The organism is Rossellomorea oryzaecorticis (assembly GCF_038405515.1).
GTDB lineage: Bacteria > Bacillota > Bacilli > Bacillales > Bacillaceae_B > Rossellomorea > Rossellomorea oryzaecorticis_A.
In genome coordinates this window covers 14629-27479 of record NZ_JBBYAF010000027.1, presented here as the reverse complement: position 1 = coordinate 27479, position 12851 = coordinate 14629, and the positions used below count along the sequence as shown (strand labels likewise).

Here is a 12851-nt window from a genome sequence, read left to right as displayed (position 1 = left end):
CTTCATTTTTGACCGGAAATGACTAATCGAACAAAATAGTCAATTATTTTTTTCGCGGAATGACTATTTGAATTAATTGGTCAATTGTTCTAATTTATAAATATAGGAGGAAATATGAAGAATTCATTTACAATTTCAGAATTTAAAGCGATTTTTCGCAACAAAAAACTGCTTATTCCGATTCTCGCTGTATTATTCATCCCTGTTTTATACAGCGGTATGTTTCTTTGGGCGTTTTGGGACCCTTATGAGCAGTTGAATGATTTACCCGTAGCTGTTGTAAACAGTGACCGCGGGGCGGAATTCGATGGGGAGGCTCTTCACATCGGGTCGGATCTCGTGGAGAAACTGAAGGATAGCGATCAATTTGATTTTCATTTTGTCGATAAAGAAGAAGGTTATAGGAAACTTGAGAAACAGGACTATTATATGCTTGTAGAAATCCCAGAAGACTTCTCTGAAAATGGCACTACACTTCTGGATGATGATCCTAAAAAGCTTTCCCTGAAGTATGTACCGAATGAAAGCTTCAACTTCTTGTCTGCTCAAATCGGTGATACAGCGATGAAAGAAATCAAGGCGAGCCTTTCTAAGTCTGTTTCCGAAACGTATGCGGAAACGATGTTTGTTAAGATCCAGGAAATGGGTGACGGTTTCCAGACAGCGAGTGATAAAGCAGGCGAGATTAACAACGGAGCCATTGATTTATCACAAGGGGCCAAAAAGTTGAAGGATAACTTAGCCGTGCTGGCTGAGAAAAATATTGAAATGACAGACGGCGTTGCGAAAACGAGGGCGGGTGCTGCTGCACTGGCATCCGGTTCTAAGGAACTTTCTGACGGGGTCGGAGTCATGGCGGATAAAACAAATCAATTGTATAAAGGCACACAGGATGTTCAATCAGGCGTGGACGCCCTTGCCGGCGGGATCGACAAGAGCAGGGCTGGCCTTGAAAAAGTCGATGCAGGCCTTGACAGTGCTGTAGACAATACAGCTAAACTATACGCCGGTTCTCAAACTCTTGCAGAGAAAATCGGAGAGCTTCAGGCTGGGGCCGATCGTACCCAGGCCGGAGCTAAAGCGATTGGAACAGGGGCCGCAGAACTCGAAGAACAACTGACGCCATTCATTGGCAGTCTTCCTGAAGAAAAGCAAGCACAGTTACAGGCTGCCATCAATCAGATTAAACAAGGTGCATCAGGCCTTGAGACCGGCACAGGTTCTCTAAGCGCCGGTGCAGGAGAACTGCAGAAAGGCGCGGGCACCCTGGCCGGAGGTCTTGGACAATTGAATGAAGGCCAAAAAAAACTGCAGGGCGGTGTCGACCAGCTCGTTGACGGCTCAATCCAGCTTGACGAGGGTTCTAATCAGCTTCAGGCAGGCCAGGCTGAAGTTGTCAAAAACTTCGGGCTGTTAACTGACAAGTTGGGGAATGTCCATCAAGGAACTATCCGCCTTGCATCCGGGGCCGGTGAATTAAATTCAGGCCTCAACAAAGTGTATGACGGTTCGACTCAACTTGCGGACGGATCCAAGAAGCTTGCAGACGGTTCAGTCAAATTAGCAGACGGTTCCACAAAACTGTCTGATGGAACAACAGAATACGATAAGAAATTAAAAGATGCTGCCAATGAAGCAAACAATGTTGAAGCTAATGGGGATACGTATGAAATGGTGGCAGCACCAGTCGATGTGAAAAACGAGAAAATCAATCATGTACCGAACTATGGAACAGGATTTGCACCATATTTCTTATCCCTCGGATTGTTTGTGGGGGCACTATTGATTTCGATTGTTTATCCACTGAAAGAACCTGCAAATCGCCCTGCAAGCGGAATGGGTTGGTTCTTAGGTAAATTCACAGTCCTTACGACAGTGGGTATCATTCAATCTCTGATTGCTGCTGGAATATTATTGTTCGGGTTAGGTCTTGAAGTAGAAAGTGTACCTTTGTTCCTGCTTTCAACGATCATCACAAGTCTTACGTTCCTTGCATTGATTCAAATGCTAGTGACGATCCTTGGTGATCCCGGCCGGTTCGTAGCGATCATCATACTGATCCTGCAGTTAACAACAAGTGCCGGAACATTCCCCTTAGAGTTGATTCCAAGTACACTGCAGCCAATCAGTGCATTGCTGCCGATGACATACTCAGTAGCAGCTTTCAAAGCTGTCATCTCAAGCGGGGATTTTGGTTTCATGTGGCAGAACCTTTTCATCCAGCTGGGGTATTTACTTGTGTTCATCGTCCTTACTTCTATTTTCTTTATGGGATTATTCAAGAAACAGTATGGAAAAACCGCCGAAGCTTAATATTCTAAAAAGGAGATGTCCCGGGCATCTTCTTTTTACATTGTCCAGCTCCGGCGGCTAACCCCTCGAGGTCATAAGCTAAATGAACCAAGAAGGCAAAGAACGCCTTTTCATCTTATGCTTGTCGGGGCTGAACAAGCCGCCTCCGCTTTTCATTCATAAAATGGACAAACCTATATTGAGTGTGAAGGTGTATACTATGTTGTGAGAAGTTCATAATGGTGATGAGCCATAAGATTGATTTTAAGGAGAGTTTCGGATGAAGAAGTCATTGCTATTTTTACTAGTAGGATTACTCGCATTATTTGTCTCGGCATGCGGGAACTCGAATGAAGATAACTCAGCATCAGAGGAAAAAAAGCTGGAACCGATTTCTGCGAATCTGGATGTTCCCGAAAAAGGTGACAAAGGAGAAGCAGTTTCCCTATCTACCAAGGTCACTCAAGGTGATGAGAATGTTGAAGATGCACATGAAGTAAAATATGAGGTATGGAAAAATGGACATAAACAAGAAAGTGAAATGATCGAGGCGAAGCACGACGAGGGCGGTGTATATAAAGCTGAAACAACATTTGAGGAAGATGGCATATATACGGTGCAGGTCCATGTAACAGCCCGTGATATGCACACCATGCCTAAAGCTGAAATAATGATCGGTGAAGTGGAGAAAAATGAACAAGCAGAAGAAAGCGAAGAAGAACATCAGGAACACTCAGCTGAATAATAATAAAAAGGATGCTCTCGAAAATAAGGGAGCATCCTTTTTATTGTCCATTTCCGGCCGTCATATTTCTTAAGAAGCCAAAGAACGTCATTTCAATAAGATAAACTTCATACCGTGATTTAATGCATTCGATTCACATAGATTCTTAGTATTCGTGATCAGTCGTACATTTTTCACAGTAGATACCGTAGCATTCATGCTGTTCTTCAATTACTTCCCCACACTGTGCACAAGACTTAGGCGGCAAATTTCGAAAGAATTCCATAATGTTTTTTACCATGTTAATCACCCTCCGTAATTTTAATTTCACCCGTCATTTTGTTCGTGTTATATAACTGGTGTGTTAATTTATTATATTGTATTATAACAGAGTGAAACTCGTCAATGATTTATTCAAAAATAGGTGAAAAAAATGATAAAATAGGTAAAATGAAGTATAGTAGGGGTGTGTGATAAATTCCGTCCGGGGAGGTTCAACATGAAACTGACCATCATTGGTCATTGGGGTGGATATCCAAAGGCAGGCGAAGCCAGCACAGGGTATTTGCTTGAACACAATGGCTTTACATTACTAGTCGATTGCGGGAGCGGAGTGCTCTCTCACTTGCAAAAACATATAGATCCAACAGAGCTCGACGCCGTACTAATTTCCCATTATCATCCCGATCATATTGCGGACATCGGTGTACTGCAGCACGCTTTATTAATACAGTATTTCTTAGGGAAATCGAAAGGTACATTGCCGGTTTATGCACATAATGAAGATACACAAGGTTTCCGGTCACTTACATATAAGGATTTCATGAAAGCCCATGCTTACAGTGAACAGTCCAGGTTAACAATCGGTCCATTCTTGGTTACATTTGTGAAGACCAAACATCCGGTTCCATGTTACGGAATGAGAATCGAAGCCGATGGGAAATCCATTTTTTACACAGCGGATTCAGCCTTCAAAGAATCTTTTGTGCCGTTTGGAAAGGATGCTGACCTGCTGCTTTGTGAGTGTAATTTCTATGGGAATATGGATGCTTCGGGTGCCGGCCATATGACAAGCTTGGACGCAGGAAAGCTTGCCCATGAAACAGGAGTGAAGAAACTGGTTCTCACTCACCTTCCTCACTTCGGTGATCTGGAACAATTAGTCGCTGAAGCGAAAACGATCTATAAGGGTGACGTCAAGTTAGCCGGACAGGATATGGAAATCATCATTTAGGAGGATGACAATGTTATTTATTGATAATAAAGGGATCACAGACCCAAGAATCAACTTGGCAATTGAAGAGTATGCATTGAAGAACCTGGATGTAAACGAAAGTTACTTACTGTTCTATATCAATGAACCTTCAATCATCATCGGAAAAAACCAAAATACAATAGAGGAAATTAATACAGACTATGTGGAAAAGGAAGGTCTGTACGTAGTGAGACGCCTTTCAGGTGGCGGAGCGGTTTACCATGACCTCGGCAACTTGAATTTCAGTTTCATCACGAAAGACGACGGAGAAAGCTTTCATAACTTCCAAAAATTCACTGAGCCGGTTGTAAAAGCTTTAAACAAACTTGGAGTCAATGCTGAGCTGAGTGGACGAAATGATCTGCTCGCAGAAGGAAGAAAAATATCAGGGAATGCCCAGTTCTCCACAAAAGGACGCATGTTCAGCCATGGAACGTTATTATTCGATTCGGAGATGGAAAACGTTGTGTCTGCCCTGAAAGTGAAGAAGGATAAAATAGAATCAAAAGGAATCAAATCGATTCGAAGCCGGGTGGCAAACATCTCTGAATTCCTTCCAGAAAAAATGACGATAGAAGAGTTTCGTTCCACGCTCCTTGACTATATTTTTGATGGCAGCCATGTAGAAGAATACGTTCTGACAGAAGAAGATTGGGCGAACATACATGAACTTTCCAAAGAACGCTATCAAAACTGGGAATGGAATTATGGGAAATCCCCGAAATTCAACCTTCAGCACTCACACCGTTTCCCGGTAGGGCAGATCGATGTCCGTCTGGAAGTGAACAAAGGCTCCATTGAAAATTGTAAAATATACGGAGACTTTTTCGGAGTGGGCAACGTAGAAGACGTTGAAAATAAGTTGACTGGCACACGCTATGAGTGCAAGGAAATTGCACAAGCATTGGAAAGTGTAGATATACAACACTATTTTGGCAATATAACAAAAGAAGAATTTGTTGATTTGGTGTATTGATATAGAATGATCAAAAGTGCTCTTGGATTTTGGGAGCACTTTTTTCGTGTTTGGTTATCTTAATTTGATTTCGGGCAGTTCCAGCTGTTGCACGGAAATCAACAGCGGCGTTTAACAAAGTCTTATGTTTTGGACGCCTATCCATTCTTAAATTAAAAATCAACACTGTTATCAAAGAAATATGGTAGGATTCTACCACTAAAAATATAGAACTAAATATTTATGTACCATATTGAATTATTATTCTATCATTATAGTATTACATAATTTGGAGGTACATACATGAAAAACAAGATTATTGCAGGAATTGCTAGTTTTACACTGCTGGCTTCCACCCCCTTTAACGTCCTGGCCGAATCTCCCCAAACGGTCATCCAAAACACTCAATTAGAAGAAAAAGAGAAAAGTTTATTCAACAGCGAACACTATGACTTTGTGAAGTACTCACAAATAGAAGGGAAATTGAATGCCCTTGGCGAGGAGAGTAATCGGATCACAATTGAAAAAAGTGAAACAAAATCCGCTCTTGGACAAGACATGTACGTGGTAACCGTTTCTGATCCCAGTGCAAAAGGAAAGTTTGGTTATTATAAAGGTCTTCGTAAAAAGATGATCCAATCCCCAGAAAAAGCGCAGGACTTTATCGATAAGCATCCTGATTTAAAAGTACCGGTCATGATAAATGGTTCGATTCACGGTACCGAATTTGTAGGTACGGACGCAGTTCTGCAATTAATAGAACGATTTGCAACCGACAATGACGAACAGACAAAAACGATACTAGAAGACCATATTTTAATTTTTAACGTTACAGCGAACCCGGATGGGCGCATTGGTGCAACCCGATTCAATGGGAACGGGATCGATCTGAATCGTGACTTCATCACTCAATCACAGCCTGAAACAGAACATATGGTAGATTTGATCACTGAATGGAATCCGATGGTGTTCCTTGATCTTCATGGATATGTGAAGGGATACGGCGGTCCTTCCAAACCTGGACTCATTGAACCATGCACACCTCCTCATAATCCAAACTATGAATATGATTTGTATTCCAAGTGGGCGATGAGTCAAGCAGAGGCAATGGAAGCAAGCATTGTTGGCAATAAGGCTGATTATGAAAATACGAATACGGAAACTTCCAAAGTGGATTATCAGAACATGGAGGGGACATATATCCCGCAGCGTGATGATTCTGCAGGATGGGACGATTATCCGCCGATCTTCACCCCGATGTATGCCATGTATCATGGGGCATACGGTTATACGCTTGAAGCACCGACAAATGATTGGGATGGCGTCCAGTGGACATATGATGCTGTAATGGGGGCGTTGAATTTTGCCAGTGAAAACAAAACTGAAATGGTAAAGGATCAAATTGAAGTGTTTAAGCGCGGCGTTCAATTCGATCATCCCTTCCATAAAGAAGGGCATTTCCCATCTGCGTATATTTTACCTAATGACGCACAAGATCAAACAGCCACCCAAAAAGCTGTCGCACACCTTCAAGATAATGATATAACCGTGGAAGAAGCTAAAAAAGACTTTACGCATAATGGGGTGACGTATCCGAAAGGCACCTATATTGTACCCATGGACCAAGCAAAAGCCGGGCTTGCCAATACGATGCTTTGGGATGGTGAAGACATAACGGAAGATACCCCGGGCATGTATGACATTTCCGCTTGGAATCTACCGGAATTATGGGGCTTTCAAGCAGTTGAGGTAACCAGTGAGGATCAGCTGGAAGTGAAGTCCAATGAAGTACGCGTACTGGATTCAAAAGGTGAGGTTATTGGAGCCGGACCTTATGCCATTCCAAATACTTCAGTAGAATCTGTATCCTTGGCAAATCAGTTATTAAATAATGGTCACACACTATACAGAGGCAGCGATGGCACCTTATATGCAGACAGTTCAGCTAAATCTGAACTTCAGACCCTTGTAAAAGATTCAGCTGTAACCATCTCCACTGAGGCCATCCCAGACGGAGCAAAAGAAGTATCCGCCAAGAAAGTGACAATCCTCAAAGATGGTGGAATCAATAAAGCTCAGTCTCATTCCGGAACAAAACTCGCATTGGAGCGTCTGGGATTCCAGGTTGTTGAAAAAAACCCGGTGCAGGTAGCAGAAGAAGGTGTGGGAGATAGTGATGTTTTCATCTATAACGGAAAATCAAATTTGATTTCATATGACAACAGTACGGCAAACCGGGAGTTTGGACTACAGGATGCTGCTCAATATGAGGCGTTTAAAGCAAACGTGGAAACGTTCATTGCTGAAGGAGGAAGTTATCTGGCAATAGGGGCAGGTGCTTCACATGCATCAATAAAACTCGGCCTGAGTGATGTGGAAGTGGAAACCGGCGGCTCGAACAGCAACGGCATCGTTCAGCTGACACACGGAGAATCAACCTATACAGCTGGGTATAATGCCGCGGATATCGGGTTTGTCTACCAGCCGACCTGGTACTCAAATACCGATGACATGGAAGTGTTATCAAGCTATAAAGATAGCGAAGATTTCTTTATGGCCGGCCACTGGAAAGACAGAGGGCAGGCTCAGGGGAAACCGGTCATGGTGAAAGACGGGAAGGTCTTATTCATTGGATTGGAACCAACTTTCCGCGATCATACGGATTATCTGTTCCGTTTGGTGTCAAACGCCATTTTTGCCGAATCAAACTAATCACCATACAAAGAAAGACTGTCCTAGTCAGGACAGTCTTTTCTCTTATTCTATCAAAGGTTTTATGATACGGGGGACTTGTATTAATAGTATTCTTTATATAAAATATATTTTGAATACTTTTATAATTAGATGAATGATCATTCATTCATTTTACAAAGGGGAGGGATTACAATGAATATTTCATCACGATTAGAACAAATTGCTCTAGAAAAATCCGATAAGACAGCCTATCATTTCTTGACTCACTCGAGTACATATGGAGAGTTGAATGGTGCAGTGTCTAAATTTGCAAGCGGCCTGGAGCAGCTGGGGTTGAAAAAAGGGGATCATATCGCACTTGTGCTTGGAAATTCACCACATTTCGTCATAGGATTGTATGGTGCACTGCGCCTAGGATTAAAAGTCATTCCGATCAATCCGATTTACACACCTGACGAAATCGGCTATATCCTTAAAAACGGGGATGTCAAAGCCATCGTCACACTAGATTTGCTTCTACCGCTAATTGAGAAGATGCAGCATCTGCTGCCTGGTGTACAGAACTTTATCCTTTGTGAATCCGGTGATGAACGGGCAAAAGGGATTGATGTAGAAAAAATCTCTGCAGTAAACCCAAAATTGAAATCGTTTACAGAGATCCTGTCAAATGGGGACATTGGCTTTAAAGGTCCTCGAATCGATGAAGAGGAAGTCGCCATCATCCTGTACACATCCGGCACAACCGGAAAACCTAAAGGAGCCATGCTGACACATAAGAATATTTACTCAAATGCAATGGATGTCGGCAGTTACCTGAAGATGAATGAAGAAGACCGGGTCATCACCGCACTTCCAATGTTTCACGTATTCTGTCTGACGGTCGTATTGAACGCACCACTAATGACAGGTGCGACATTATTGATTGTCCCACGCTTCAGTCCAAAAGATATTTTTGCTCTTTCGAAAGAATATCAACCGACTGTGTTTGCAGGGGTTCCGACGATGTACAACTTCCTTTATCAGTATCCTGAAGGAAATCCGGAAGATTTATCTTCACTGCGTCTATGCATTTCAGGGGGTGCCTCTTTACCGGTGGCATTACTAAAAAACTTCGAAAAGAAATTCAATGTCATGATCTCCGAAGGGTACGGATTATCTGAAGCATCACCCGTAACATGCTTCAATCCACTCGACCGTCCTCGAAAACCAGGTTCAATCGGTACCTCGATCATGAATATCGAAAATAAAATAGTCGATGAGCTCGGGGATGAAGTCCCTGTCGGACAGGTGGGGGAACTGATCGTCAGAGGCCCGAATGTCATGAAAGGCTATTATAAAATGGAAGAAGAAACAGCTGCTGCCATCCGCGACGGCTGGTTATATACCGGGGACCTGGCACGGATGGATGAAGAAGGATACTTCTATATTGTAGACCGCAAAAAAGAATTGATCATCGTCGGCGGCTACAACGTCTATCCGCGTGAAGTGGAAGAGGTTCTCTATGATCACCCTCAAATTGTGGAAGCCGCAGTCATCGGTGTACCCGACCCTGAAATGGGAGAAGCGGTAAGCTGCTACGTGGTTAAAAATGACCCATCTCTGACCGAGGATGCAGTGATGGAGTATTGTAAAGAACATCTGGCAAAGTACAAGCTTCCTTCTCAAATTGAATTCCTTGAAGAACTGCCTAAAAATACAACAGGTAAGATATTAAGGAGAGCATTGAAGGAGCAAGTATTGCAATCATGATTGTAGAGGCGCCCAGTGACTTATCACTGGGTCTCTTTTTTTATGTTTCCCACATAAGAAAAATTCGCGTGCCAATTGTGATCATGCGCGCAACCATCAGAAAACGGATTTTTGATTAATTCAGCACATTTGAAAGGGTTTACACTTTTTTTGTCGAATGATAGTTACTGAGAAACTATACAAACAAAGGGGAGAACCATCTTGGAATCGATCTTATTAGAACAAAAGGGACATACAGCACTTATAACGATCAACCGACCAGAGGCAATGAACGCCTTTAATTATGATACGTTAAATGAATTACAGCAGGTAGTCGATTCACTGCGCATTAATCCAGATGTGCGTGTTGTGATCTTCACCGGAAGCGGGGAGAAAGCATTCAGTGTAGGAGCTGATTTGAAAGAGCGTAAAACGTTAACAGAAGCGCAGGTGCTTCGGAACGTATATAAAATAGGGGAAGTCTTTCAATCTGTAGCGACCCTTCCTCAGCCAACGGTTGCTGCCATGAACGGCTATGCGTTCGGCGGCGGAATGGAATTGGCGCTTGCCTGTGATTTCCGGATTGCCGCTGCAGGCACATCAATGGGTCTTACTGAAACAAGTCTAGCCATCATCCCCGGAGCAGGCGGAACGCAGCGGCTTCCTCGGCTGATCGGAGAATCGAAGGCGCTCGAACTGATCCTAACCGCCAAGCGGCTGACTTCAGAGGAAGCACATGAGATCGGATTGGTGACAAGGGTCGTCAGTAAAGATAACTTCTTCGAGGAAGTCCATTCATTCATCGAGCCTATGCTTTCTAATGGTCCTGTTGCTCTTCAACAGGCAAAATATGCAGTGAAAAACGGAATGAACGTCGATCTTCAAACCGGCTTGCAGATTGAAAGAAAAGCGTATGAAATCACGATTCCGACTGAGGATCGCGTTGAAGCGTTATTGGCGTTCAGTGAGAAGAGGAAGCCGGAGTTTAAGGGGAAATAAATACTGCTGGATAATTCCAAAGTCAATCTTCATGGTAAGTCCTCTTTGGATAATGGGGTGAGGAGAGGTTGTATGGAGATAGTAGATCATAAAAAGATTCACGATCATTTGTATAGAATGAAACCAGGTGTAACACAACTAGTGGATATTCCACACTTGTCATTCATTTCTGCAAACGGAAGCGGTCCGAAAAATATTTATGCCATGCACGAAGGTGATGCTCTTTGGTCCATCACCCGTACAGTGAACCGGTTAAAGGATATGACAAAACTCGACCTGGACTATAAGTTCAAGCTGATGCCCCTGGAAATTGAATGGGCTGCGGAATCTGCTTTAATGCAGAAAGAAACAAAATGGAAAGCATTGATGCAGGTTCCTGATCTCATCACTCAATACATGTTCCGAACGGCTCTTCATGAGCTTGAAAAAAGGAAGAGAAGTATAAGAATTCCTTTAACTCTTGAGGAGCACCGGGAAGGAATTGCAGTACAAACCCTCCATTCAGGACCTTATGATGAAATAGATGAGGCTAAAGAAAGACTCAACCTTTTTTGCAATCAGGAAGGGTATCGGATTGAAACTGAATTTAGGGAAATCTACATCAATCAGCCATTTTGCAATCCACCTGAGAAGCTGAAAACCATTGTAAGGGCAAGAGTAGAAAAGGTAAATTAGAACTCGCTTTTAGGGCGGGTTCTTTTTATTTATTGAGTGAGGGGTTTTATAGAGAGCTATACAAATTAGGTATTGGTATGAGTATGAAGGGCATCGAGGTGTTGAGTAGTGTGGGAATGGGAAGCCCGTTTAAGATTTGTCTGTTTTGGCTGGCGTGTAGGGATTAGTGAGTGCGAGAGTGATGGGGGAGTGCGGTGGTTAGGGGTTTATTGAAAAAGGTTTTGACAAATTAGGGTTTTGGTTTGTTGGGTTGGGTGTGTGATGAAATAAGGAAAATTCGACATGTTGCGCGATTATCAGGATTGTTGCGCAATTATTTTTAAAGTGGCTCAATAAATGATAAAGTGGCGCAATTACCCAAAAACCTGCGCAATTATCTGGAAAGTGGCGCAATTGATATTAATATATTTATATTCCAAGCGTGAAGCAGGATTTTCCATATTTAAAGAGAAGTATTTATAGATAAACCATGAAGGAGTGATCAATTGTTTGCAAAAGACAGAGTCAAACCAGTAAAAATTGACCAAAATGAAGCATTATTAAGGGGGTTGGTTGACAACCATCCAAAGATTCCCCTAATTGAACAGGATTTCAAGAAAAGAAAGGCAGGTTTTAATGGAGAAAAAGCGGTTGACTACCAATTAAGTTTTTTAACTGATAAAAAATATATGATTTTCAATGATTTAAAACTTCCACTAACCCCTCACCACTTTCAAATCGATTCTTTACTATTTACCCCTTACTATACGTTAATCCTTGAAATAAAAAACATATCCGGTACCCTCACAATTGATTCTGAATTTAATCAACTGACTAAGAATTACAATGGAATAGAAACAGGTTTTCTAGACCCTATAATGCAAGCACAGCGTCAGAAGCTGTTCCTCCAAAGGTTTTTTTATGATTATAATCTGGTTATCCCTCCTATTGAATACCTAGTGGTGATAAGTAATCCTAATACAATTCTTAAAATGGCCAATCGCCAGACCCTCCAGCCCCCTTACGATAAAATCATTCACGCCCAAAACCTAATAAGGGAAATCAGTAAATTGAATAGTATTTACCCTGAGGAGAAAGTTAATAAAAGAGAGCTTAGAAAGATTAAGAAAGTACTTCTTAATAAGCATGACACCAATTTTACGAGCATATTGAATACGTATGGGATCAATGAGGAAGAGCTACAAAGAGGTGTATACTGTGAGATTTGTTCTGAAAAAATGGAACGTGTCTACGGAACCTGGTCCTGTAGTAGCTGCAAATTTTCTTCAAAAAGAGCACATGAACAAAAAATTGAAGATTATTTCTTATTGATAAAACCTTTCATCACAAACAAAGAACTGAGGAAATTTCTTGATTTAGAATCCCGAAAAACTGCAGAAAAAATATTAAACTCCCTAAACCTCAAAACCACAGGCTCCACAAAAGCAACCATCTACCACAAAGAATTCCACTAACTTATTTTCACCAATCAATACAAAAAATGGATCCGCCACCACACCCACATGGAAAACCCAGCCTGCTTCCTTTGA

General features: G+C 42.1%; 10 protein-coding genes. 9 read left to right on the top strand and 1 reads right to left on the bottom strand.

Features of this window, described 5'->3' with window-relative positions; translation table 11 throughout:
• Positions 1-114 precede the first annotated feature (114 nt).
• Positions 115-2313 carry a YhgE/Pip domain-containing protein gene (locus AAEO50_RS13825; protein WP_341984633.1) on the top strand — a complete coding sequence of 733 codons (2199 nt, stop codon included), beginning with the start codon at positions 115-117 and terminating at the stop codon, positions 2311-2313.
• A 259-nt stretch (positions 2314-2572) separates the two neighbouring features.
• Positions 2573-3037 (top strand): FixH family protein, encoded by a 465-nt coding sequence (locus AAEO50_RS13820; RefSeq protein WP_341984631.1) that lies wholly within the window; start codon positions 2573-2575, stop codon positions 3035-3037.
• A 145-nt stretch (positions 3038-3182) separates the two neighbouring features.
• Here the strand turns inward: AAEO50_RS13820 and yhfH are convergent, their stop codons facing one another.
• On the bottom strand, positions 3183-3317 hold the full coding sequence (gene yhfH, locus AAEO50_RS13815) for a protein YhfH (protein ID WP_071616743.1): 135 nt from the start codon (positions 3315-3317) through the stop codon (positions 3183-3185).
• 198 nt (positions 3318-3515) lie between these two features.
• Between yhfH and AAEO50_RS13810 the strand changes: the two genes are divergently transcribed.
• The 7 genes from AAEO50_RS13810 to AAEO50_RS13780 all read left to right on the top strand — a co-directional run bounded on the left by AAEO50_RS13810 (position 3516) and on the right by AAEO50_RS13780 (position 12776).
• Complete coding sequence (locus AAEO50_RS13810; RefSeq protein ID WP_341984626.1) at positions 3516-4250, top strand: MBL fold metallo-hydrolase; 735 nt, start codon at positions 3516-3518, stop codon at positions 4248-4250.
• A 10-nt stretch (positions 4251-4260) separates the two neighbouring features.
• Positions 4261-5247 carry a lipoate--protein ligase gene (locus AAEO50_RS13805; RefSeq protein ID WP_341984624.1) on the top strand — a complete coding sequence of 329 codons (987 nt, stop codon included), beginning with the start codon at positions 4261-4263 and terminating at the stop codon, positions 5245-5247.
• A gap of 282 nt (positions 5248-5529) precedes the next feature.
• A complete protein-coding gene (locus AAEO50_RS13800) occupies positions 5530-7938 on the top strand; it encodes a M14 family zinc carboxypeptidase (protein WP_341984622.1) in 2409 nt (802 codons plus the stop codon).
• Between the two features lie 174 nt (positions 7939-8112).
• The gene (locus AAEO50_RS13795) at positions 8113-9669 is read left to right on the top strand and encodes a fatty acid--CoA ligase family protein (protein WP_341984620.1); all 1557 of its coding nucleotides are present in this window, start codon (positions 8113-8115) and stop codon (positions 9667-9669) included.
• 201 nt (positions 9670-9870) lie between these two features.
• Entirely contained in the window at positions 9871-10647 is a 777-nt protein-coding gene (locus tag AAEO50_RS13790; RefSeq protein ID WP_341984619.1) for an enoyl-CoA hydratase-related protein, read from the top strand.
• 72 nt (positions 10648-10719) lie between these two features.
• Positions 10720-11322 (top strand): hypothetical protein, encoded by a 603-nt coding sequence (locus AAEO50_RS13785; protein WP_341984617.1) that lies wholly within the window; start codon positions 10720-10722, stop codon positions 11320-11322.
• A gap of 485 nt (positions 11323-11807) precedes the next feature.
• Positions 11808-12776, top strand: coding sequence for a nuclease-related domain-containing protein (locus AAEO50_RS13780; protein WP_341984615.1), 969 nt, complete (start codon positions 11808-11810; stop codon positions 12774-12776).
• The last annotated feature ends 75 nt before the right edge of the window (positions 12777-12851 follow it).